Raw genomic sequence first — 24,083 nt, 5'->3', positions numbered from 1 at the left:
CATACATTAGGGTAAAAGGACAATTGGAGTGGTTTCATGGAGTTTCAATGGGTGATTGTTGGTGCTGGATTTTCTGGCTGCGTACTCGCTGAGCGATTGGCTACTCAATTGGATCAAAAGGTATTGGTTATTGAGAAAAGGGATCATATTGGTGGTAATGCTTACGACTGTCATGACGAACATGGGGTTCTCATCCACAAATATGGTCCTCATCTCTTCCATACAAACTCGAAAAAAGTATGGGAATATTTATCACAATTTACGGAGTGGACACGTTATCAACACCGTGTTCTGGCTATGATTGAAGGGAAAGGTGTGCCTGTCCCTTTCAACTTGAACTCTTTACATACCTTGTTTCCAGCTCATTATGCAACTCATATAGAAGAGAAGTTGATCCTCACATACGGGTTAGGGAAGAAGATTCCCATCTTGGAGATGCTGAAATCAACAGATGAGGATCTTAAACATTTAGCAGAGTATATATACCAAAAAGTGTTCTACGGATATACCTTGAAGCAGTGGGGGATGAAGCCAGAAGAGCTGGATTCATCTGTAACTGCCAGAGTACCCATTTACATCAGCAAGGATGATCGATACTTCCAGGATCAATATCAAGGGGTACCGAATTTGGGTTACCATGCACTGTTCAAAAAAATGCTTGCTCATCCAAACATCAAGATTTTGATGAAAACCGACTTTCATGAAGTCAAGAACAGCATCCACTATTCCAAATTGATTTATACAGGACCGATAGATGCTTTCTTCGATTATAAATATGGTAAACTGCCTTACCGCAGTTTGAAATTTACACCTTACCATTTTACGGATCGGAACTCCTATCAAGATGCCGCACAAGTCAATTATCCGAATGAATACGATTTTACAAGAATTACAGAATACAAAAAGTTGACACAACAGAAGGTACCAGGAACAACGATCATACTCGAGGAAGCTTCTTCATATGTGCCAGGGGAAAATGAACCATACTATCCCGTACCACGAAAAGAAAATAATGTACTCTACCAAAAATATAAAAGGGATGTTGAGCAATTAGAAAACCACTGGTTCGTAGGTAGGTTGGCAGATTATAAGTATTACAACATGGACCAGGTGGTGGCTAGAGCACTTCATCTCTTTGAAAAAGAGATTATAAAAGATATATCGTAAAAAACTTTACGTCAGAAGTCTTCTTTATAGTCTTGTATCATGCGATTCAAACCTTCTTCCAAATCAATGGAAGGATACCAGTTCAACTCTTCCACTGCTTTTGTAATATCTGGGCACCGTTTTTGCGGGTCATCTACAGGAAGGTCATTAAACACAATGTGACTAGGAGATTGTGTGAATGCAATCACCATTTCAGCTACTTCTAGAATGGTGTATTCCTTGGGGTGCCCGACATTGAATATTTCTCCGTTTGCTCGATCTGAATCCATCATTCTCTTTAAACAGCGAATTGTATCATCCACATAACAGAATGTTCTTGTTTGTTGTCCATCGCCATAAACAGTAATACTTTCACCGGCCAATGCCTGCATGATGAAATTTGACATTACCCGTCCGTCTCTCTTCCATAATCCTGCAGAGTAAGTATTAAAGATACGTGCAATCGTTACTTTCGTGTTGTGGAGTGTGTGATATAAGTAACAGTAAACCTCTCCTAACCTTTTTGATTCATCATAACAAGCACGAGGTCCCCATGTATTTACGTTTCCTCTATAGAATTCAGGTTGTGGATGAATTTCAGGATCACCATAAATTTCACTTGTACTTGAATAGAGGAGCTTTGCATCATTTCGTTTTGCTAATTCCAATACATTTTTCGTACCAACCGTATTTGCTGAAATCGTTTCGAAGGGTGAGGCTTGATACCAGATTGGTGAGGCGGGCGAAGCAAGATGATAAATCATTTCAACAGATTGGAGTTCTGGGGAAGTTAACAAACCTGCATCCGTAACATCGTGTTCCATATATTGGAAATTTTTGTATGAGAGTAAACGTGTCACATTTTCACTTCTTCCGGTTGAACCATTATCCATACCAATGACAAAATGACCTTCACCAAGTAGATTTTCAGCAAGCTTGTTTCCAATTGATCCGGCGACCCCAGTAATCAAGATGTGTTTCATGTTTTCCCCTCTTCCCATGAGAGATCTTCATAATTAAGCCAAATGACTAATAACCTATTGTTAAGTTATGAAAAATAGGTCCTTTATGATTGGGCAAAAATGTGGTTTGGGAAAGTAGGTGCGGATATGATTCTGGTCACCGGTGGAGCAGGATATATTGGAAGTCATATGGTCAAGTTATTACTCGAACATAACTATGAAGTGATTATTTTTGATAATCTTTCAATGGGTCACAGAGCGTCAGTACCTGAGCATGTGCCTTTCATTAAAGGAGATCTTAATAATCACGACCAAATCACACAAGTATTCAAAAAATACGCAATCAAAGCTGTCATGCACTTTGCAGCTAATTGTTATGTAGGAGAATCGGTCAATCATCCCCAAAAATATTATCATAACAACATTATAGGATTGATCCATTTGTTAGATGCGATGAGGGAAGCGAATGTAAAGAATTTAATCTTTTCTTCCTCTTGTGCAGTCTATGGGAGACCACCAAAACGTCTGATTGATGAGAAAACGGTTCGAGAACCCATATCACCTTATGGCAGGACGAAATTTTTCAGTGAGAAAATCATTGAGGATTATTCTATGGCCTACGGACTGAACTATATCTTATTAAGATACTTTAACGTTGCAGGAGCAGATGGAGATGGAAAGATAGGAGAAGATCATAAGCCTGAAACACATTTAATTCCGAATATCCTAAGACACCTCCAGGGTAAGCAAAAGGAAATCACGATATTCGGAAACGATTATCCAACAACGGATGGTACGTGCATAAGAGATTACATCCATGTGACTGACCTTGTGGAAGGTCATTTGTATGCTTTGTCTAATCTTCTTCATAAAAAGTTGAACAGAGAAGCCTACAATCTGGGTACGGGGCGAGGGTATTCCATTTTAGAAGTTGTTCAAAAGTGTGAACTGATTACTCGGAAAAAAGCATTGATCCAATATAAAGAAAGAAGACCTGGAGACCCCCCACACCTCGTAGCAAATACGAGGAAAGCGTTGAAGGAATTAAAATGGAAAGCTCGATTCGAAATGGATGATATGATCCATTCTGCCTGGCACTGGTTTCTGAAGCATCCGGATGGTTATCCCATTGATAAAGACGGGAGGTAAAATGTGTGATTTCTATTGTTACATGTACGATGCGAGATGAATGCATGGATAATGTCTTTCAGAACTACGAACGACAGAGATATGATCATAAAGAATTGATCCTGGTCCTCACAAAAAAGGATATGGATGTAAAGAAATGGAGACATAAAGCAGGAGAATATGAACATGTGAAAATATTCCACATAACAGAGCCTTGGTCGCTGGGTAAGTGCTTGAATTTTGCTGTTAAACAAGCTAAGTACTCTTGGATTGCAAATCTTGAAGATGATGATTATTACTCAACGGATTATCTGGAACAAACATATGATGAAGTCATTCGTACAGGAGTAGATGTCATTGGAAAGACCACGGTATATTTATATATGCCTGAACGGAAAGTTCTGACGGTTTTCAATTCAGGAAATGAACATCAATTTGTAAATGATCAGACCCGTTTGGGAGCCCAATATCTCCAAGGAGGGACGCTGTTCTTTAAGAAAGACCTCATTGATTTAGTTCCATTCAGGGATCAAATCAAGGAATTGGATCGATTATTTTGCCAGGATTGTGTAAAGCAAGGTTACAGAGTTTATTCCACAAACAAAGAGCATTTCGTCTATATACGGAATGACACAGGGAGTACCCATACATGGAAAGTCCCGAATGATCTCATCTTCCAGGTGAGTAAGGTTGTCGCCTACACGGATGACTTCAAGCCTTATATAGAGGGGGAGAAAGATTGATCAGTGTAATCACATGCACGAACCGATCTACCTTCCGCTTTAAAATTAAAGAAAATTACAGCCGTCAAACTTGGCAAGAAAAAGAACTGATCATCATTCTGAATAAAAACTCACTAGTGAAAAGGGAGTGGGAAGAATACTTTGAAGATTTGACGAATGTAAGAATTGACCAGCTTGATGAAAAGCTTACTTTAGGTGAATGTTTGAATTACGGCATACAACTCAGTCGATATCCATATATATCCAAAATGGATGACGACGATTATTATAGTGGAGACTATTTGACGGATAGTTATGAAACGCTCCAAAACAGTGACGCTAGATTGATAGGAAAATCCTCTGTTTATATGTATTTTGAAGAGGATCAATCCCTTCACGTTTACAATCCATACAAGTTTGCCCCATCTGATCTTCAGTGTTCCGAAGAAAGATATGATCCAAAAGTGTTGATGGGAGGGACGTTATTTTTTGAAAAGAAATTGAATGACATAGTCCCTTTCAGACGCTGCAGTATAGGTGAAGATGCAAAGTTATGTGAGGACTGTATGAAGCACAATATCCCCATTTTTTCAGGGAAAAAAGACCATTATGTCTATATCCGTAAAGCTAAAGATTTGCATACATGGAAAATGGAGAATGAGAAGATGAAGAAGTTTTGTACCCTATTGACGAATACGGACGATTTTATATCCTATTTATCCAAAATCAGCTAAGGAAAGAAATGAAGAACTAAACTGTATAATCAATGCCAATAAAAAAAGCTGACACTAACGGATTAGTGTCAGTCTATTTTTGGTTGAGGTGATTGGTTAGATGATTAGACTAGCCTCTTCTAATTCGAATTGCAACAATCTTACGGCAGTCAATGATGACTGGATAATCGCTATCTAAAAATGTTGCACAACAGTTCTTTTCATCAAGACATGCGAAAGTTAAATTGTTGACTGGACCACTGGATGCTCCGTCACTACCAGGTAAGAAAACATCTACCTCAGTTCCTGGTTGTAGACCACGAAGTTGATCACATACACAACCATCACATGTTGAAGCTCTCTTTTTCTTACCACAGCCGCACTCATTATCAAATAAACTCACTCTAGTTTCCTCCTTATGAGAAGTTGTATGCACCCTACAATGCATATATATATCAGGGTTACTATACTATATTGACTTGGACGCACTTTTGAATGGGTCAAGACCTACGGTTATGCAAAATGGTTGTTAGCCTGTCCGCAATCAACCAATTATTCCCAAAAGGTATGATTGTCCATACTCCTTTACATTTTTTTACATATATATGAATAGCATCAATAAACTGGTGCTTAATATGGACTACAAAAGGAGTGGAAGTATGGCAAGTAGTATGTTTGTGTATATGCTGAAATACTATGGACAGCTTGTTTCAGAAGTTATTTTAGACGATACTGACACAGTTCTGACAAACGTCGTTCTTACAGAACTTGGTGGAGATTATGCAGTCTTCAATCAAGGTGGATCTGGTGGAATGGGACAAATCATCGTTCCATTAGAGAACATCGTAGCGATCGTCGTTTAATATTCAGGGGTTGACCATCTAGGTCATCCCCAATCTTTACTTATAGGGGGTTCAGAGTGAAAAATATTACAATATTATTTATAACAAAGAACATGGAACATCATATTGAAAGAAGCACCTACTATTTGGGGAAAGAACTGGAGAAAAAGTGTAAGCTTTATTACTACTCCGAAGATGTTGGTAGTTTACCAGAAATCATTGAATTGTTACCTGAAGCTCCAGACTTTATCTTATTCAATGATATGAAACCTGATTATTGCCCGGATATACGGAATATTGATCAAGTTTCGATCCCGATGGGGGCTCTTGTCCATGACTTGCACTACCGTATCCCTAGGAGAAAACGGCTCTATCAAAAACACGATTTTCACCTATTCGTCAATTACCGGGAAGCATTCAAGAAATGGTTCCCCGAACTGATCGATCAAATGATCTGGTTTCCGCATCATGTTCCAGCCGAAATCTTCTACGATTATCAACTACCAAAGAGCGTCGATTATCTGATGGTAGGAAGTCTCTTACCTTATTTATATCCTCTTCGTGTAAAAATGCACGACCGTCTCCAACAAGAACCTTCCTTTAAATATGTAGAGCATCCTGGCTACAAACAAATCACAAAAGCAGACAATGCGGTCACTGGACTTGAATATGCCAAATTATTAAATCAGGCGAAGATGTTCTTTACATGTGACTCCAACTATCATTTTCCAGTACTGAAATATTATGAATCTCTCGCGTGCAAAACATTATTGTTGGCTTCAGGATCAGAAGAATTGAAAGAATTAGGATTCATGGACGGAGAAACTTTCGTGGAAGTAAATGAAGCGAATTTCTATGAAAAGGCTCAATATTATTTGAATAATGAGAGTGAAAGAGAACGGATTGCAAAGTCGGGTTATGAAATGATAGTAAAGCATCATACAACCAAAATCCGTGCTAGTGAACTGCTCACACATATTGAAAGAATCTTAGCATCATAAGGAAAGGGACAAAATCATGTTGAAGAAAAAACCTAAAGTATCCATTGTCATCCCCTTTTATAATTGCCCTTATATTGGAAGAGCAATCGAAAGTGCGTTAAATCAAACCCATTCGAACTGCCAGGTCATTGTAGTGGATGATGGCTCCACCATGTATTTGGAGCGGATACTACCTTATCAGAAGAAAATCAAATATATCCGAAAACAAAATGGCGGGACGGCTTCGGCATTGAATATGGGGATCCATTTAGCAGAAGGTGAGTATTTCTCATGGCTCAGTTCAGATGACCTTTATCATCCAAATAAAATTGAACGTCAATTGAACTTCATGCTTGAGCAAAATGCAGAAATCAGTTATGGGAATTACAGCTTGATAGATGAAAGTGATCGGGTGATTACTCCATCTGTAGGTGTAGGGGTTGAAGACCGTTGGCGATTCATGAGAGCAATGAGGTCTGGATGTATTATCAATGGTTGTACAGTGATGGCTAAGACGAAGGTCCTGAAAAATGCAGGCATGTTTGATGAAACGCTTCCTTATACCCATGATTACGATTTGTGGCTGCGCCTGATTCCAAACTATCACTTCTATTATTTTAAGGAACCTTTGGTGCTCTATCGAATTCATGGAAATATGGGTTCCCAGAAATATAAGAATGCCATCCGTGTGGAAATCCAATCGGTTAAAAGGAAGCATCGAGACACGATCAGCAGGCTAATCAACATGTTATCTCCGAGACGTCGTTCAAGATATTTTCCGAACAGGTGAGGCTTGTCCAATCAAGCATCCGGTAGAGACATATGATAAGAAATAACGTATTTACAACCAAGATTCAATTGAAGAAAGGAAGAGATTGTTGGACTCTAATAACAAAAATGGACTTCATCCATTCATGCTGAATTCTATTCCGAAGAGTGGCACCCATCTGTTGAAGCAGATCTTGCTGGGGATACCTGGGATGCAGCATCACCCAGACAAAGGAATGTTCGGTCATTATCAATATCAAACAGCAAAACATCTAGAAAATATAAGGAATCTTAGTCATAACGAATTTGCCAATGGTCATTTGTTTTATACTTCCGAATGGGAATCATTTTTCAATGAATTGAAATTGAAACAGATCTTTGTCTTAAGGGATCCTAGAGATATTGTCGTCTCTTATGCTTACTTCATCCCCACATTACCAATCCATCCTTTATACTCTACCTTTCAACAAGAAGGTTTCACACATAAGGATCGGATCAAGTTCTTGATTGAGGGAGGGCAACCGATTACCAAGACGAAATATGTTCAACCAGACGTTTCGGAATGGTTTACCAGTTTTTCGAAATGGTCAGAACGAGAAAATGTGTTTACTGTAAAATTCGAGGATCTTACTTCATCACATTTGAAACGGATTCAAACGGTCCATCGCATCGTAAAATTTTTATGGGATGAACAACCAGTTCCTTTTACCCGTCCAGTTATGGTCGGAAAGATGATACAGAATATCAATCCTGAAACATCACCAACCTACCGTAAAGGAAAGATCGGTGGATGGAAAGAAGAATTTGACAAAGAGCTCATCACCCTATTTAAACAATACGCAGGTCAGTTACTGATTGACCTTCAATATGAAAAGAATATGAATTGGTAAAGCGGCACTTGGACAAGTGCCGCTTTTACATTATTTGTAAGTTCAATGGGGGCATGTCTATGCTACCCACCGTCCACTACATAGAATAGAAATAAATGGAATTTATGTAATGAATAACCTAAAGGAAGGAGCATGGTATGAAGATCGTCACCATCCTAGGAACTCGACCCGAAATTATCCGACTAAGTCTGATCATTAAAAAACTGGACGAACTTTCAGACTCTCATATCGTTATTCATACTGGACAGAATTTTATCTATCATTTGAGCGAAATCTTCTTTAAAGAATTGGATCTTCGTATGCCTGATTACATCCTGCAGCATGAGCAGCGTACATTGGGACAACAGCTCGGCACAATGTTTGAGAAGATCGAAGAAATCCTCTTGAAGGAACAACCAGATAAAGTCTTAGTATTGGGAGATACGAATAGCGCTTTGAGTGCTGTGTTAAGTGAACGAATGGGAATCCCGGTCATCCACATGGAAGCAGGTAATCGTTGTTTTGATTTGGCTGTTCCTGAAGAAAAGAATCGGAAAGTCATTGATGCCATTTCAACCTACAATCTCCCCTACACACCTAACAGCAGAGAGAACCTCATCCGAGAGGGGTTCCCTTCAAATCGTATTTTATTATTCGGTAACCCGATTTATGAGGTACTGACTCATTATGATGAAAAAATCAATCAGAGCTCAATTTTGTCCAAGCTGCAGATCCAGCCAGGTGAATATTTCCTTGTCACGACACATCGGGCAGAAAATGTAGATAATCCCCTCCATCTCACCGAGATATTTGAAGGCTTGAATAAAGTAGCAGAAAAATACCAAAAGCCGGTCATCTGTAGTATTCACCCTAGAACAAAAAGCCGCTTGGAAAATCAAACAGGCATCAAACATCACCCGCTTGTAAGATTCTTTGAGCCTTTCGGTTTCTTTGATTTCGTCCATCTCGAAAAACATGCCACGTGTGTGTTGACCGATAGTGGAACGGTCCAGGAGGAATGCTGTATCTTCCAGGTTCCAACTGTAACGATAAGAAAAAGCACAGAACGTCCTGAAACAGTGGATTGTGGAAGCAATGTCATTTCCGGTGTTAACAGGCAAAGAATTTTAGATGCCGTTTCAGTCATGGTGAATCAAACAAAAGGCTGGGAATGTCCGGATGGATATCTCGAAAAAGCCGTGTCACAAAAAGTCGTTCAATTTATATTAGGAGGTCGTTAAGCATTGCGAAACAAAACGATTTTAATAACAGGAGGAACCGGGTCGTGGGGTCATGAATTGGTCAAACAATTACTCGAGAAGGACCCTAAGGAGATTCGGATCTTTTCTAGAAATGAAGCTAGTCAAGTCCAAATGCAACACGAATTTGAATATAATCCGAAATTAACTTTTATCATAGGAGATATTCGTGAGTACCAGGGGTTACTTAAGGCTTCGGAAGGTGTGGATTACATCTACCATCTGGCTGCTCTGAAACACGTTCCCATCTGTGAACATCAACCCTATGAAGCATTGAAGACGAATGTATTAGGTACGCAACATGTGATTGAAGCAGCCATTCAAAGCAATGTCGAAAAAGTCATTTACATCTCCACAGATAAGGCTGCAAACCCTTCCAATTTTTATGGTATGACGAAAGCTATCGGAGAAAAATTGATTATATATGCCAACTTGTTAAGTCCCACGACGAAATTCGTTTGCGTACGTGGCGGTAACGTTCTTGGAACGAACGGTAGTGTCATCCATGTATTCAAAAGGCAAATTGAGCAAAAAGGGGAAATCGGAATCACCGATAAGAGGATGACACGGTTTTTTCTCACTTTACAGGATGCGATTAAACTACTATTCAAAGCCACCGATGAAAGCAGGGGTGGAGAGATATTCGTTATGAAAATGCCTACATGCAGAATCATTGACTTGGCAGAAGTATTGATTGAGGCTTCCGGAAAAAAGGAAGTAAAAGTTATAGAAGCTGGAATCAGACCAGGTGAAAAGTTACATGAAATCTTACTTTCTGAGTATGAAAGCAATACCACTGTTTATTTTGATGAAGAGTACTTCGTCATTCTCCCAACCATAGAACTGCAAAATTTGAATGAATTCTATAAGAGTTATAAGAAGATAGATTTGCATAGTTATAGCTCTCATGAGTCGCTCATGACAAAAGAGGCAATCAAAGAAATGCTTGAAAAAGGTGGATTTTTGTAATGAAGTTGCTTGTACTCGGCGGTAAGGGAATGGCGGGGCATGTAATGGTTGAGTACTTCCGAACGAGATCTCTTTATGATGTCGTGTACACACATCGAAATAAATCTTGTACAGAAGGGATCTACCTGAATGCATCCGATTATACAGCAGTAGAATCTCTGATAGCCAGGGAAAAGCCGAATGTGCTGATCAACTGTATAGGAATCCTGAATCAATTTGCAGAGCAAAACGTGCAAGAAGCCATACTAGTGAATAGCTTGTTGCCTCATGTCTTACAAAACGCGATGGATAAAATGAACGGAAGATTGATTCATATTAGTACCGATTGTGTGTTTGAAGGCGAACAAGGTGATTATCCAGAGCAAGCAACCCCAGATGGACAAAGCATGTATGCCAAGACAAAATTTCTCGGGGAAATCATCAAACCTCCTCACCTCACAGTTCGTACTTCCATCATCGGACCGGAGTTGAAAGATGGAATTGGTTTGTTTCAATGGTTCATGAAGCAGACAGGTCAAGTGAATGGATATGTGAATGTGTTTTGGAACGGAGTGACGACTTTGGAGCTTGCGAAAGCAGTTCATCATTTCATTGAGGAGAATGTATCTGGACTATACCATTTGACCGCTCCAGAAAAAGTGTCCAAATATACACTTCTCAAGTACATTCAAGACACATTTGATCGAAGGGACTTATCCTTAGTGCCTTTCGAAAATGCTCATTGTGACCGTACATTATTGAATACTCGAGAGGATGTCCGTTATACAGTAGTCCCATATGAGGTGATGCTTCAAGAATTACGCGACTGGATGGATGAGAGAGATGGAGGATAAAGCATGTATCTTGATAACCGGGGCTAATGGATTTACAGGAATGCATGCCTATGAAAAAGCTAAATTGCTTGGTTTGAAGATCATTTGTACAGGAAGACGACGTAACTCCAACATTCCTGATAACGAATTTAAGGTATGTGATTTGACGGACTTCAAAAAAACACTCCAATTGATTGAGGAAGTAAAGCCAAATTATATCCTGCACTTAGCCGGTTTTAATGATGCCCTGCAATCCTGGAATGCACCGTACGAATGTCTGCAAGCCAACTTTGGGGGCACCCTTCATCTCCTCGAGGCGATCCGTCGGTTCGTTCCACGATCCAAAACGGTAGTTGTAGGTTCAGCTCTTCAATTTTCTCCACAGAAAGGAGAAAAACCCCCTCATCCGTATGGTCTGAGCAAAACATTACAAGTTCAACTAAGTGAGTATTGGAGTGATTTGTTCGCTATAGATGTAGTGATCGCCAAAACTTCAAACCTCATCGGTCCCGGTCCTTCCAACGGAATTTGCTCTAAAATCGCGCAAAAAATCGTAGAAGCTGAACGACATCAACATACGATTAAAATAGACATAAAAAATGGACTTGCTCAATGCGATTTTGTAGATGTTCGTGATGCTGTGGATGCTTATTTTTGTATTTTGACCAATCAGAATGAATTGAACCTGTATGAAATAGGATCCGGAAAGAGTATAACATTAGACGAACTTGTTGCTTGCTTCCAAGCAGTAACCTCTGGACACTTTGAAATTACGGTTGAAGAACGTCGAAAGACTGAACCTGTAAGTATGGAAATACAGCCCCTCCAAAGCCTTGGTTGGAAGGCAGCCTACAATCTTGTGAACTCCTTGCAAGATCTATTAGCCTATCACCGTGCCAGCTGAATGCAGGTTTGTAAGAAAGAAGATAAGAAATGAGGAGAAGACCTTGAATACAGCAAATCCTAAAGTAAGCATCATCATTCCATTCTATAACTGTTCCTATGTACACCATGCAATCAACAGTGCATTAAGACAAACCTATCAACCGCTCGAAATAATTGTGGTCGATGACGGGTCTACGCTCAATCAACACTTGATTACTCCCTTTAAAAGTAGAATCAAATATATTTATAAAAAAAATGGAGGAACAGCAACTGCATTGAATAGGGGAATTCAAGAATCGAGTGGTGATTTGATTGCATGGCTCAGTTCTGACGACGTTTTCCTCCGCAATAAATTGCGGAAACAAGTGGATTTCATGAAGAAAACGGGAGCTGATATGGTTTATTCCAACTTCAATCTGATTAATGAACGTAGTATCATAACCCGAAGGAATGCGGGACTTTATTTAGAAAGACGTTTGGACTTTTTGAAAATGTTGACCACAAGTTGTCCAATTAACGGGAACACGGTCCTTTTCAAAAAATCTCTTATAGATGAAGTCGGTCTTTTTGATGAATCGTTAAAGTATACACAGGACTATGACATGTGGATTCGCATGGCCTGCAAGACGCATATCAAGATGTTGAATGAAGCGTTAATCAATTATCGTCATCATGACAAAATGGGTTCAAGACAGTTTCATGAAGAGCAATGGCGTGAAATCCGAATGATACAAGAAAAATACAAAGGTATGGTAGCAAGACTGATCCACTGCGAGGAATCTGGAAAACAGGAAGATTGTTATGAGTGATCTTGCAAAGAAAGAAATCAGTGTGATCATCCCCACTTACAACAAGTATCCCCAAAATCTATTGACCCTTTATTCTCTACAATACCAATCTTTCGATTTATCAAAAGTGGAAGTCATCATGATTGACGATGGTTCTACAGATGATACGTATCAACAACTGAACAAGCAGACTTTCCCTTTCCAGTTCAAATTGATCCGTTGTGAAAAGAACATTGGCAGGCCAGCTGCAAGGAACTTAGGGTTGAGGGCGGCATCAGGTAAAATCATCATCTTCCTGGATGCTGAAATTCTCGTACAAGACGATTTCTTGAAGATTCACCATGAATACCATCAACAACATCCGAATCTTGTGGTCACTGGAATCATGTTCTTGAAGCGGCTCTATTCCGTTCTGGATCCTTCCTTTTCTCCAGAGCAATTGGAGGAATGTATGAAGCTTGTGCGGAGACGAAAGTCGATGAGATCCAAGGTATCAGAGTTTATGAAAAGTCCCAGGATCATGCCTCTATTATCAGAAAATGAAATTCGTACTCGTTCCTTTGCCAATCTCGTACTTCCAACACATTTTGAATTGCTCTATGAGTATACAATCATTAAGAACTATGGATATGGTTTAGAAGGTTATCACATTCCCTGGCAGTTGTTCGGTACAGGCCATGTCTCCGTTTCCAAGAAGGCCATCGACAAGGTAGGTCTATTTGCTGAGTATCCCGGATATGGATGGGACGACTGTGAAATGGGTTATCGACTTTATAAAAACGGGGCGACCTATATTTCTGATGGAAGGTTGATTAGCTATCACCAGGAGCATCCGAGAGCTGTAATCATACAAGATGAATCCAAACAAAATTACTACCGGTTCCAAGAAACATATAAAGCTGTCGATCAGATGATTATCAGCTTAAGCTTTTTGCCCGACGCCCCCTTCAACCTTCATCAAGTCAATCAAATCCTCATTAATTATCAGGACTTATGTAAAAGTCAACCAGGTCAGTTCCGGATGATCAAGAGAGTGTTCCATATTATGCTTAGACGAATCGGACTTCTCAGAAGCCAAAATAAGAACATTTCCAAGTTGATGCCATGCACAATGAAACCTTCCGAGTATGAGCAATTGAAAGTTGAAAAAGAACAACTACGAAAACTCGTGAAATATACAGTTTTCCTCAACTGTTTTGAACATTTGGCGTCGATCTGAATGGTAGCTAACTATGAAAGGAAGCGAAAGAATGAAAATGACGTTTGTTGCAATTACCTTGTGTAAAGGAGGCGCACAAAGGATGCTGGTCGAGTTGGCAAATGGTCTGGCGAAGAAAGGACATGATGTGTCTTTTCTCATGCCAACAGGTGGTGTGGTCGAGTATCCTGTACATGTACCAATTGTTCGCACGCCTACGAATTTTATAGCCGCCAAAGATATACCAAAGAGTGATGTCATCGTCTCCAACTTCTATACATTAACTTCCATCTGTGAAGAAGCGAGTCGTTTAGGGAAAGGAAAGCATGTCAGAATCAGTTTATGTTACGAACCGGTGTTTTTGGATCAACACGAAGCATCGTTCAAAAGCTATCATATCAGTCGTAACCTTGTCGTACTTTCGAAATGGCAGCAACAGCTCATCAAACTGAACCATGGGATAGAGGGAGAAATCGTTCCGGTTGGTGTTAGTGACGCATTTCGTAATCTCGGGCTACGTAATCCTCAAAAAAAACTTGAGGTCACAGGTATATTAAGAATTCCAGAAGGGGGTTATTCTTGGCATCGTGAACAGGAATATCTCATTCAAACCTTTACCGCACTCAAACAAAAATACCCGCATGTTATTTTCAACCTCATCACTCCACCAAGCGAACTAAGATCTTCTCCTACATTGCGAACCATTCACTCTAATCGTCTATTCAATTCGATTACCCCAGCAGATGATCCACAACTCATTCAACATTTTAATAGAAGTGATATTTTTGTCAGTTCTTCAACATATGACACAGCTTCATTGCCCGGATTGGAAGCAATGAAGTGTGGTGCAGCTCTTGTAACCGTATATTCGGGTGGAAACATGGATTACTGCCGTCATGGTGAGAATTGTCTGCTTTCCTATCGTTATGAAAACAAACTTGCATCTCAAATCTCGACATTGATTGAACAACCTCAACTCAGGAAAAGGTTGGCAATTGCAGGGGAGAGAGAAGCTGCGAAGTGGACATGGGAGAGAAGTGTGCAACGTTTTGAAAATACAATGAAAACATTTTTGAAAAGGGGGTAAAACCATGGTCAGTATCCCGCATGGTGGAAAACTCGTCAATCGGTTCATAGATACCGTACCTGAAAACTTGGATGGCTTGAAAAGGATCCCCATCACTTCAACTGAATTATCAGACCTTGAATGTATTGCAGAAGGTGTCTACAGCCCGATTGAAGGTTTTATGATAGAAGAAGACTACCTTGCTGTCTTAGACAAAATGAGACTCAAGAGTGGGGAAGTATGGAGTTTACCCATCACGCTATCCATTGCAGAAGAAACTGCTGAATCGATTAAAGAGAATGAACGGCTTGCGCTCACCTATGATGGCGTCATCTATGGAATCATTGAAGCAGAGGGATCCTATTTGGTCGATTTGGAAAAAGAAGCAATGAAAGTCTATGGAACGAACAGCCCTGAACATCCTGGTGTCGCAAAACTCTTGAAGCGGTCACCGATTTATCTCGGAGGGAAAATCCACCTATTGAAAAAGCGGACATCCCAGTTCATGAGTGATACTTACACTCCTGCAGAGACAAGACGTATTTTTGAGCAAAAGGGTTGGAAAACAGTGGTTGGATTTCAAACAAGAAATCCGATTCATAGAGCACACGAATATATCCAGAAAGTCGCACTTGAACAAGTGGACGGTTTGTTCATCCATCCTCTTGTAGGGGAGACCAAGTCTGATGATATTCCTGCTGACATCCGAATGGAATGTTACAGGGTCCTATTAGACAATTATTATCCAGAAGACCGCATACACCTGGGTGTATTCACGAGTTCGATGAGATATGCAGGACCGAGAGAAGCGGTCTTCCATGCTCTTGTGCGTAAGAATTTCGGATGCACGCATTTCATCGTAGGACGCGATCATGCTGGTGTCGGAGATTATTATGGTACGTATGATGCGCAGTGGATCTTTGATGCATTCAGTCGTGAAGAGTTGGGGATTACACCGGTTCTCATGGAACATAGTTTTTTCTGTAAGAAGTGTGATCAAATGGCCTCTTCAAAAACTTGTCCACATGGTAAAGGAGATCACATCCATTTATCCGGCACGAAAGTGCGTCAGATGTTACAGAATGGAATAACCCCGCCACCGCATTTCAGCAGAAGTGAAATCGTCAACATCTTATTGCAATACTATCAATTAAAGAAGGAATGAAAGATTCGGTCATGACGCCTGATATTTGGATTACATTCGCAGTCATCGCTGGAATGTTCTTATTACTATTCTTCCATTGGTATACAGCAGAAGTGGTCGTGATTGGAGCTGTTCTTATACTCGTGTGGACGGGAGTGCTAACTATTGAAGAAGCATTCAACGGCTTCACCAGTGAAGGCATCTTGGTGATTGCTTCCTTATTCATCATCATGACGACTCTTCAGAAACATCCAGCGTTCACAAAGATTACAAGTGTAGTGTTTGGCGGTAAACAGACACTTAGAAGTGGCTTAAGACGTATGATGGTGGTGACTGGTGGATTATCGAGCTTTATGAACAATACACCTCTTGTGCTCCTTTTGACACCGGTCGTCAAAAGATGGGCGGATAAGCATTCCTACAGTCCTTCCAAGCTTCTTATTCCATTGTCCTATGCAACGATTATCGGAGGCATGTGTACACTCTTAGGTACCTCGACGAACCTGGTTGTTCATACCTTGTTGTTGAAGGAAGGATATGAAGGATTATCTTTATTCGAGTTGGCTTATGTCGGGATTCCATTTTTCCTCGTCGCTGTCATTTATCTCCTGACCATAGGCTATAAATGGTTACCGAATCATCCGTCGGTGCAAATCGATGATATTCAATCCTCTCAATTCATAGTGGAAGCTGTCGTTCAGGATCACTTTGAATGGGTAGGGAAATCAGTTGAAGCAGCCGGATTGAGACACTTGAACAACAGCTATCTGATGGCCATCTTGCGACAGGGAGAATGTATCTTTCCAGTTACACCACATCAAAAACTTAAAATGGATGACCATTTGTTATTAGTAGGCGACTCTTCATCCGCAGAGGAAATACGAGCCATGCAAGGCCTTGAAATACAACAATCAAGCTACAAGTTTATGAATCACGAGTCCGAACTGAAATTGGTGGAGGCGACCATTCCGAACGATTCATCCTATATATCGCTCAGCATCAAAGACATTCAATTTCGATCCCAGTTCGGTGGAGTCGTTATCGCTGTCTATCGGAATGGTCAGCGAATCAATCAGAAGATCGGTTCCATCCGTTTACGATCAGGTGATATGTTATACATCTTATCAGATGAATCCATCCGTCATCATACTTCCAATAACCTACTCTTATTAGCTTCCCACCATTCACCTTTCCAAAAGGCCAACTTGAAAGATTGGATTCCGATGATGTTATTTGGAATGATGATTACGACAGTTGCTTTTGGCATCGTTTCAATCGTCCATGCGGCACTTACAACCGCATTATTGATGTTTTTGATCAAAAAAATAACCTTTAACGAAGCTAAGGAAGCGATCAAGTGGGATGTTCTTCTCGTAATTGGAGGAGCTTTTGGCATAGCAGAAGCGATGATGAAATCTGGAGCAGCAGAATATTTGACCATGGGTATCATTGGACTTATGCCGTACTATTCACCTTTGATTTTACTGATGCTCACGTATCTGATTACGAACATCTTGACAGAGTTAATCACGAATAATGCTGCCGCTGTTATCATGTTTCCAATCGCAATGTCGCTTGTACACGAGTTTTCATTGAATGCTGAACCATTTGCCATTGCCATCGCCATCGCAGCATCCGCGAGTTTCTCTACACCAATCGGATATCAGACGAATTTGCTCGTTTATGGTTCAGGACAATATCGGTTCATCGATTTCGTGAAAGTGGGTACACCTTTGAACCTTATAGGATTACTGATTTCAATTATCATCATACCGATTATATGGCCAATGACTTAAATGAGGAGGGATCTTGATGGGATCGAACTTATTCTGGCACCAACAGGATGTAACGAAACGGGCAAGGCAGCTGTTACATGGGCACAAAAGCTTCGTCATCTGGTTTACAGGCCTGTCCGGATCAGGGAAATCTACCATTGCGAACAAATTGGATCGTTCTTTATATCGGAAAGGAATCTCAACCTACATCCTCGATGGAGATAACATCCGTATCGGCTTGAATAATGATTTGACCTTTTCACAAGAAGATCGGGCAGAAAATATCCGGAGAGTCGGTGAAGTTGCACGGCTTTTTGTAGACGCGGGCATTATTGTGTTAGCTACATTCGTATCACCTTATCGAGCCGATCGGGAATATGTCCGCAAGTTGATGAACAAGACTGAATTCATTGAAGTCTATGTAAAGTGCAAAATGGATACGCTCAAGGCTCGGGATCCTAAAGGTCTTTATAAAAAAGCGATGAATGGCGAAATAGAGAATTTCACCGGGATATCCGATCCATATGAAGTACCGGAAAAACCCGATATTGTCGTGGATACAAGTATGATGTCTGCAAGTGTATGTGTGAAACAAATCGAGAATTTTCTGTTCAACAATGGTTATCTGAAATAAACCAAAGATAAAAACCAACATATCCTGAGAATGTGTTGGCTTTTATTCTTGATCATTCACTTGGTTTCCATGTAACGCGGCCGCAGGATTTACAACCAGCATTCGGAGTTTTCGTAAACAAGGATGTTTTTCGAGTTCGATTCCTTCTTCGTTTTACTTGTTTGTACAATTCGATAACATCCGATTTTTTCAAGTCGATCACCTCGAAAATTAGGATGATTTATCTTATTCGTACAAGAATCGGATGGTGTTTTATTTTCTAAAAAATGGATTGATGACCTTCGTTTCCTTCTTTTTGGATTGATTTTTGAATGGATCGAACTTTGTCGGTTTATGATCTTTATTATATTTGAATGGATCAATCGGTTCAGCATCCTTGGAATCTGGTCCATTGAAATTGGGCTTTTCAGGCCAAGATGTCTTCAACTGGTATGAAGAGAGCGCAGGATTGATTGGTGTAAGAACCTTTCGTAATAATGTTTCGTAAGTGCCTGTAGGAATATCCCCAAGCAATTCGAGGGATTCGCCATGACTGTCACCTAGGATGAGGTACGTAAGCCATTCTGAAATATCATCGCATTTTTCTGGATTCCAATAAACCTTCGTATCCGTGTGTAACGTTTCTGGAACCAACTGTTTGTATACCCAATCTTTCGGTGTTGAAAAATGGTCTTTCGGTTTCGGAAAGTGATACACCGAATGATTTCCTTCCAATTTAATGAATGGATTCGAGTCACTGGTGTCCCTGAATGTGGAGAGTGTCTTTATACCCTGCTGGAATTTCGGTGTCACATTCGCTTCTGAGTGCGCCAGCAGCTGACTTAGTCGTTTGAACTCCTTTGGACTCAAGCCGATGATGCGCACATGAAGATTGGTTAATCTACTAGTAAGTTCATTAGAAGAATCATCCCAATCCAATCCCCAAAATATTGCGATCAGTTTCAATGCTTGTAACTCATCTATAGTTAGTCTACATAGCTCTTTTCTATTAAAGAAAACGCGATACATCGCTTTCCCTCCTTTAAAAATAGGCATTAATCTTTGTGTCATTAGCCGTCGTATTCCCATAGTATGTATTGAATCTTCAGTTCATGATGAAGAAAGGAAGGGAAACTATGAGTCATAAAAAACACAATATACCTAAGGCTGCAAACAGCTTACAGGATGAGTGTATTCGCGTACAAAAAGTGTACGACTGGGTAACCGATGCACTTACCGTTCGTAAGACGGTCCGATTTACCCGCGAACAGATTTGTGAGATCGAAGAAGCGATGGAAGATCCAAGTCGTCGCCCTCTACGTATCATCTGTGAACCACCAGAAACACCACCACTTTTCCCTCTACAAAACAGAAGAAGTCATGATCATGATCATGATGATGATAATCTTGAATTCATCTGCGAGCAAGTGGGAGAAAAGCGTGATGTAACGGTATCAACAAATGGTGGTTTCGTTGATGCGCAACTCGTTGAACTCTTAATCAGCACGGACTTGAAAATTCTTGTAGTGGATCGACATGGATGTGTGGTAACGAAAACGAATGTGAACGCATCTGTTTTCGAATCATTCGTACTATGCTACCCAGACGGAACAGACTTGTTCTGTAAAGTCTCCAAGATCTTCTGCAGAATTCCATCTGGAACGGTTCTACTCAACACTCCGTCACCAGAAAGCTTCGATGTCGAGATTACATTCTGTTTGGATATCCAGGTAGAAGCGGAAGTGAAGTTGGAAGTTCTTGCGAAGTTCTGCTCACCGCGTGATAACGACCTCATTGCACCGGATGTCGTTGACCAATGTCCGAAAGTGGAGTTCCCGCCTCAATGTCCTGATATCTTCCCACGTCCAAACTGTGACTGCTCTGCTCAAGGGGAAGCGAGCGGTGATACAGGAGAGGAAGCGTCAGAGGAAGGAAGACTTGCGGTATTAGTGGATATCTGTCCTGACTGCAGCCTGGTCGACAGTGAATTACGAGCAAGCTTCCGAGATACGGATACAGAAGACGGAACAGAAAGCTTCAACTTTACTGCGACTACATTCGATCAAGAAACACTTTGCTGTGAGAAGACGAGAGATGGCTTAAAGTTGATCATCAGTGGAGAAGGTCAGGTAGATGGAAGAACAGTAGACTACAACTTTGCTGTAGTTGATGGTGATTCCGGTACACAATTCCAGCTGCAACTGATCAACCGCAGAGGTCAAACAATCTTCGACTCAGATGTGGTTGAAGCGGATGAAGGCGAAGTTAAAGTAGAAGACTGCATCACATTCAGTGATCTAAAGGTAAAAAGACCTTAGATAGGAAAGGGCGAGATTACTCGCTCTTTTTTATTTTTTATTTCGTAAAGGATAATGAATCATTTTTAGGGACATCGTCTGCGAGATGGAAGCTCTATGATGAATAAGTGCCCAAGCTGTAAGGTTCTTGTAAAGTCTCGGTATGGATATACATATGATAAGGGTATATGACCGGTTTAGGAGGAGGACTTTTATGAATCCACAAAAAGAAATAAGCTACGACCGGCTGGTTTCACGAACCAAATATTATCAGGAGAAATCACTTCAATTAGAAAAGTCGTTACTATTTGCAGAAGAGAAGATTGAGCAATTGGAACAAGAGCTGAAGACCGCTCTTGAAAATGATGATCTTCAAAAAGAATTAGAGGAAAAAGTACGAGAGCTGGAGAACTATCGTATTGAAGTCCAACAGCTGAATGAAAAATTATCTCAATCCAATCTTTCTGCAATGACGAAAAAGATACAGAGTTTTGAAGAATTGTTAGGGACGATTGAACAGGAAATGAACGAGAAAGAAAAACAGGTTGAAAGTTATAAGAATAAAATCAGAAGCCTGGAAAGAAGAATGAAGGTACAGAACAATGCACCAGAAGAAATTTCGAGTGAGCAGGTAGAAAAAGAAAACCTTCAACTTACAGCCTATTTCAATCATAGTCTGATTTGCAAAAATGAATCCTCCTATGTCATCCATGGAAGTCTTCACATGACGAACTATGGATTGGAACAGCTGGATAACCCATTGATCTGTTTCCGATTCCAGCCCATTGATTATACAAACTTGAAGGGTAAAATCAGCTCGCTTGAACAATCCAATTTACCCGAAGATAAACAGGATTCCTTACAATGGGTCTATATTGAAAACGAGTGGGCGAAGGAAGCAAGAGAACGAGGGGAGATATGGGTTGCACCGATGCATGATCTCTTCATACCACCCAATCACACTGTTTCACTGACGGATTTTCAAATTCCAATCAAGAAACAATTCGAAGACAGTATCGTTGTGGAAGCATTTATCTATTTCAAAGAACAAGAGTACCGTGCAAGAGCTATGAATCAGATCGCATTGAACTTTTAAACACCCCAAAAAACTGAATATTGTGCGAATATTTTAAGGATATAACGGGTAAAGAATACTAATCCAGTGGATGAAAAAATTGTGAAGCAGGTGAATGGCATGGGCTATGTACCCCCTTACATCCCCAATCAGAATTTGATATACGGGAACCGAGTGCAAGAGACCTATTCTTCTTATAAGCTCCAATTACATCCAGTAGAGCGGATACAGTATGAAGATGTCACCAAAAAAACGAGTGATCAGGAAAGGTATGAACGGCGGAAGGTCAATGCTGGTCAGTCGTTTCATAAAATATTGTCCGATTTGACAGGAAAAGGACAGAAGATCAACGAAGTTATATAGGGACTAGCGAGTCATTTCGCTAGTCCCTATTTTAATGAGGTGGGTGCGATTCGTCATGGATATGATTCAACTTAGTCATTCTTGTTATTATTTCAAAGGACCTGTCAATATCGGTTATGTGAACCAAAATGACACAGGAATGCTGATTGACACAGGAATTGATCAGCAAGTGATGAAAAAGATTATCAAAACACTGGAGAAAAAATCATTTCCGGTTACACACCTATTCATCACCCATGCTCATGCAGATCACTATGGTGGAGCCAATTATTTGCAGAGAAATCACGACGTCCATACCATCGCTCCGCAAATTGAAGAAGCCATCTTACAAAATCCGATATTAGAACCTCTTTATTTATTACAGGGAAACCGGCCATTGGATGAAATGCGTAATAAATTTCTGGAAGCATTGCCGATGCGAGTCGATCAGGTTGTTCAAGAAGGGTTGTTAAAGGTTGGTTCACTTGAAACGGAGGTTGTTCTGCTACCTGGCCATAGCATTTATCAGCTTGGAATCAGAATAGGGGATGTACTCTATGCAGCAGACGCCTATTTCGGTATCGAACAGTTGCAAAAACATAAGATCCCGTTTTTGATTGATGCAGATGCAACGCTAGCAACCATAGAGAAGCTCCTTTCCATGAATGGAGTCGGAATGGTTCCAGGCCATGGGGAGTTTGAAGAGGAGCCGATGGAGACTTTGATCTCTAACTACGATCACCACGTGAGCATCATAGCAACTATGTATGAAGTACTTGGGAAATATAAGAATGGATGCAATTTTGAACAATTTATGAAAGACATGTGCACTAGATGGGAAATCAAGACGCCTACATTATCGTTATGGACACTGTATCGTACTGCTTTATTTGCTTATTTGATCAAAGGGATTGAAGACCACAAGATTCATTATGAAATTCGTGATTTCAACCTTCATTTCATGTTTGCATCCGTATGACGAGTCAGAAGAAGTTCATCTGGAGATTGCCACTCAGCATGAAGCACATCGGATACATGGGGAATATCCTGTTCCAACAACTTTTTCTTCAGCCAATCTTCCGTCCGTCCGAGTTCACTTAGGTTGTCATAGACGATTTCTCCATCCAGAATCAAAGAAATGGGCAATGAGACCTCTTCCGTAGGTAAATCCATATCCTTTCTTTTCACCATATCCACATCAGACTTGGGCAGTACACTGACAGTTCCATTCGTCTCCAGTATGGCGTACTTTATATCATAAATGGAGAAATACCCTTTTTGTCGGATTAATCCTTGTAATTGGTTGATGTCGAGCTTTGTTTTCTTCATCGTACTATAAACCAGTTTCCCATTATGAATGATGATATCCGGTTGTCCCTCCAAGAAGCCTCGGACTTTATTCTTCTTCTGGGTCCAGAATTCAATGAGAAAAATGAGTAATCCCCAAACGACTACTGCATATAGGATGTAAAATATATGGACGTTTTTATCATAGATTGCATTTCCTAGTAGTTCCCCGAGAATCAATGATGAGATAAAATCAAATGGTGTAATTTGTGAGATTTGTGTTTTACCTAAGAGCCTGGTCATGATAAATAATCCTGCGAAGCCAAGAATAAGCTCAATGGTCAGTTGCATGAAGTCCACATGAATTCCTCCGATTCCAACAATCTATACTCAGTTTGTTCATGCAGGGTGAGAAATAAACATATGTTGGAACCAGGTCAAAT

Annotated in this window: 26 protein-coding genes; 22 read left to right on the top strand and 4 right to left on the bottom strand. The window is 40.3% G+C overall.

Annotation, left to right across the window (positions count from 1 at the left end; translation table 11 throughout):
- Window positions 1–36 precede the first annotated feature (36 nt).
- Entirely contained in the window at window positions 37–1,167 is a 1,131-nt protein-coding gene (glf, locus tag ACXQIQ_RS05620; protein ID WP_439299750.1) for a UDP-galactopyranose mutase, read from the top strand.
- Window positions 1,168–1,178: 11 nt separating this feature from the next.
- Here glf and ACXQIQ_RS05615 read toward each other — a convergent pair whose 3' ends face one another.
- Window positions 1,179–2,129: an NAD-dependent epimerase/dehydratase family protein gene (locus ACXQIQ_RS05615; protein WP_439299751.1), complete on the bottom strand. Its 951-nt coding sequence runs from the start codon at window positions 2,127–2,129 to the stop codon at window positions 1,179–1,181.
- 126 nt (window positions 2,130–2,255) lie between these two features.
- Here ACXQIQ_RS05615 and galE point away from each other — a divergent pair, with 126 nt between their 5' ends.
- The 3 genes from galE to ACXQIQ_RS05600 are packed head-to-tail and all read left to right on the top strand — an operon-like array spanning window position 2,256 to window position 4,692.
- Window positions 2,256–3,257, top strand: coding sequence for a UDP-glucose 4-epimerase GalE (gene galE, locus ACXQIQ_RS05610; RefSeq protein ID WP_439299752.1), 1,002 nt, complete (start codon window positions 2,256–2,258; stop codon window positions 3,255–3,257).
- 5 nt (window positions 3,258–3,262) lie between these two features.
- Window positions 3,263–3,979 carry a glycosyltransferase family 2 protein gene (locus ACXQIQ_RS05605; protein WP_439299753.1) on the top strand — a complete coding sequence of 239 codons (717 nt, stop codon included), beginning with the start codon at window positions 3,263–3,265 and terminating at the stop codon, window positions 3,977–3,979.
- Window positions 3,976–4,692: a glycosyltransferase gene (locus ACXQIQ_RS05600; protein ID WP_439299754.1), complete on the top strand. Its 717-nt coding sequence runs from the start codon at window positions 3,976–3,978 to the stop codon at window positions 4,690–4,692. Before ACXQIQ_RS05605 ends, ACXQIQ_RS05600 begins: the two co-directional genes overlap by 4 nt.
- A gap of 109 nt (window positions 4,693–4,801) precedes the next feature.
- Here the strand turns inward: ACXQIQ_RS05600 and ACXQIQ_RS05595 are convergent, their stop codons facing one another.
- The gene (locus ACXQIQ_RS05595) at window positions 4,802–5,074 is read right to left on the bottom strand and encodes a hydrolase (RefSeq protein ID WP_439299755.1); all 273 of its coding nucleotides are present in this window, start codon (window positions 5,072–5,074) and stop codon (window positions 4,802–4,804) included.
- Window positions 5,075–5,330: 256 nt separating this feature from the next.
- Here ACXQIQ_RS05595 and ACXQIQ_RS05590 point away from each other — a divergent pair, with 256 nt between their 5' ends.
- The 14 genes from ACXQIQ_RS05590 to cysC all read left to right on the top strand — a co-directional run bounded on the left by ACXQIQ_RS05590 (window position 5,331) and on the right by cysC (window position 18,660).
- On the top strand, window positions 5,331–5,534 hold the full coding sequence (locus tag ACXQIQ_RS05590) for a hypothetical protein (RefSeq protein ID WP_439299756.1): 204 nt from the start codon (window positions 5,331–5,333) through the stop codon (window positions 5,532–5,534).
- A 56-nt stretch (window positions 5,535–5,590) separates the two neighbouring features.
- The gene (locus tag ACXQIQ_RS05585; RefSeq protein WP_439299757.1) at window positions 5,591–6,514 is read left to right on the top strand and encodes a glycosyltransferase family protein; all 924 of its coding nucleotides are present in this window, start codon (window positions 5,591–5,593) and stop codon (window positions 6,512–6,514) included.
- Between the two features lie 16 nt (window positions 6,515–6,530).
- Complete coding sequence (locus tag ACXQIQ_RS05580; protein ID WP_439299758.1) at window positions 6,531–7,283, top strand: glycosyltransferase; 753 nt, start codon at window positions 6,531–6,533, stop codon at window positions 7,281–7,283.
- A gap of 88 nt (window positions 7,284–7,371) precedes the next feature.
- Window positions 7,372–8,151 carry a sulfotransferase domain-containing protein gene (locus ACXQIQ_RS05575; RefSeq protein ID WP_439299759.1) on the top strand — a complete coding sequence of 260 codons (780 nt, stop codon included), beginning with the start codon at window positions 7,372–7,374 and terminating at the stop codon, window positions 8,149–8,151.
- 137 nt (window positions 8,152–8,288) lie between these two features.
- Entirely contained in the window at window positions 8,289–9,371 is a 1,083-nt protein-coding gene (gene wecB, locus ACXQIQ_RS05570; protein WP_439299760.1) for a non-hydrolyzing UDP-N-acetylglucosamine 2-epimerase, read from the top strand.
- Between the two features lie 3 nt (window positions 9,372–9,374).
- The gene (locus ACXQIQ_RS05565; RefSeq protein WP_439299761.1) at window positions 9,375–10,358 is read left to right on the top strand and encodes a polysaccharide biosynthesis protein; all 984 of its coding nucleotides are present in this window, start codon (window positions 9,375–9,377) and stop codon (window positions 10,356–10,358) included.
- A complete protein-coding gene (locus tag ACXQIQ_RS05560) occupies window positions 10,358–11,191 on the top strand; it encodes a dTDP-4-dehydrorhamnose reductase family protein (protein WP_439299762.1) in 834 nt (277 codons plus the stop codon). Before ACXQIQ_RS05565 ends, ACXQIQ_RS05560 begins: the two co-directional genes overlap by 1 nt.
- Entirely contained in the window at window positions 11,181–12,074 is an 894-nt protein-coding gene (locus ACXQIQ_RS05555) for an NAD-dependent epimerase/dehydratase family protein (RefSeq protein ID WP_439299763.1), read from the top strand. The genes ACXQIQ_RS05560 and ACXQIQ_RS05555 overlap by 11 nt, the downstream gene beginning before the upstream one ends.
- A 43-nt stretch (window positions 12,075–12,117) precedes the next feature.
- Complete coding sequence (locus tag ACXQIQ_RS05550) at window positions 12,118–12,864, top strand: glycosyltransferase family 2 protein (protein ID WP_439299764.1); 747 nt, start codon at window positions 12,118–12,120, stop codon at window positions 12,862–12,864.
- Window positions 12,857–14,062: a glycosyltransferase family 2 protein gene (locus ACXQIQ_RS05545; RefSeq protein WP_439299765.1), complete on the top strand. Its 1,206-nt coding sequence runs from the start codon at window positions 12,857–12,859 to the stop codon at window positions 14,060–14,062. The genes ACXQIQ_RS05550 and ACXQIQ_RS05545 overlap by 8 nt, the downstream gene beginning before the upstream one ends.
- A 31-nt stretch (window positions 14,063–14,093) precedes the next feature.
- Complete coding sequence (locus tag ACXQIQ_RS05540; protein ID WP_439299766.1) at window positions 14,094–15,128, top strand: glycosyltransferase family 4 protein; 1,035 nt, start codon at window positions 14,094–14,096, stop codon at window positions 15,126–15,128.
- A 4-nt stretch (window positions 15,129–15,132) separates the two neighbouring features.
- A complete protein-coding gene (sat, locus tag ACXQIQ_RS05535; RefSeq protein ID WP_439299767.1) occupies window positions 15,133–16,272 on the top strand; it encodes a sulfate adenylyltransferase in 1,140 nt (379 codons plus the stop codon).
- Window positions 16,269–18,047, top strand: coding sequence for an SLC13 family permease (locus ACXQIQ_RS05530; protein WP_439299768.1), 1,779 nt, complete (start codon window positions 16,269–16,271; stop codon window positions 18,045–18,047). Before sat ends, ACXQIQ_RS05530 begins: the two co-directional genes overlap by 4 nt.
- Before the next feature lie 16 nt (window positions 18,048–18,063).
- The gene (gene cysC, locus ACXQIQ_RS05525; RefSeq protein WP_439299769.1) at window positions 18,064–18,660 is read left to right on the top strand and encodes an adenylyl-sulfate kinase; all 597 of its coding nucleotides are present in this window, start codon (window positions 18,064–18,066) and stop codon (window positions 18,658–18,660) included.
- A gap of 252 nt (window positions 18,661–18,912) precedes the next feature.
- Here the strand turns inward: cysC and ACXQIQ_RS05520 are convergent, their stop codons facing one another.
- The gene (locus ACXQIQ_RS05520) at window positions 18,913–19,668 is read right to left on the bottom strand and encodes a hypothetical protein (RefSeq protein WP_439299770.1); all 756 of its coding nucleotides are present in this window, start codon (window positions 19,666–19,668) and stop codon (window positions 18,913–18,915) included.
- A 107-nt stretch (window positions 19,669–19,775) separates the two neighbouring features.
- On the opposite strand from ACXQIQ_RS05520, the gene ACXQIQ_RS05515 reads away from it, so the two are divergent.
- The 4 genes from ACXQIQ_RS05515 (at window position 19,776) to ACXQIQ_RS05500 (ending at window position 23,332) form a co-directional block, all read left to right on the top strand.
- Window positions 19,776–20,957, top strand: a complete 1,182-nt coding sequence (locus ACXQIQ_RS05515) for a BMQ_0737 family morphogenetic spore coat protein (protein ID WP_439299771.1) — start codon at window positions 19,776–19,778, stop codon at window positions 20,955–20,957.
- Between the two features lie 193 nt (window positions 20,958–21,150).
- On the top strand, window positions 21,151–22,032 hold the full coding sequence (locus ACXQIQ_RS05510) for a hypothetical protein (RefSeq protein WP_439299772.1): 882 nt from the start codon (window positions 21,151–21,153) through the stop codon (window positions 22,030–22,032).
- A gap of 66 nt (window positions 22,033–22,098) precedes the next feature.
- Window positions 22,099–22,374: a hypothetical protein gene (locus ACXQIQ_RS05505; protein ID WP_458025916.1), complete on the top strand. Its 276-nt coding sequence runs from the start codon at window positions 22,099–22,101 to the stop codon at window positions 22,372–22,374.
- A 55-nt stretch (window positions 22,375–22,429) separates the two neighbouring features.
- Window positions 22,430–23,332 carry an MBL fold metallo-hydrolase gene (locus tag ACXQIQ_RS05500; RefSeq protein WP_439299774.1) on the top strand — a complete coding sequence of 301 codons (903 nt, stop codon included), beginning with the start codon at window positions 22,430–22,432 and terminating at the stop codon, window positions 23,330–23,332.
- Here ACXQIQ_RS05500 and ACXQIQ_RS05495 read toward each other — a convergent pair.
- Entirely contained in the window at window positions 23,308–23,991 is a 684-nt protein-coding gene (locus ACXQIQ_RS05495; RefSeq protein ID WP_439301927.1) for a DUF421 domain-containing protein, read from the bottom strand. The genes ACXQIQ_RS05500 and ACXQIQ_RS05495 overlap by 25 nt on opposite strands.
- Window positions 23,992–24,083 lie beyond the last annotated feature (92 nt).

The sequence above is a fragment of the Pseudalkalibacillus sp. Hm43 genome, assembly GCF_054170705.1.
The sequence above is the reverse complement of the archived record's forward strand: the minus strand, read 5'-3'. Positions and strand labels throughout refer to the sequence as shown.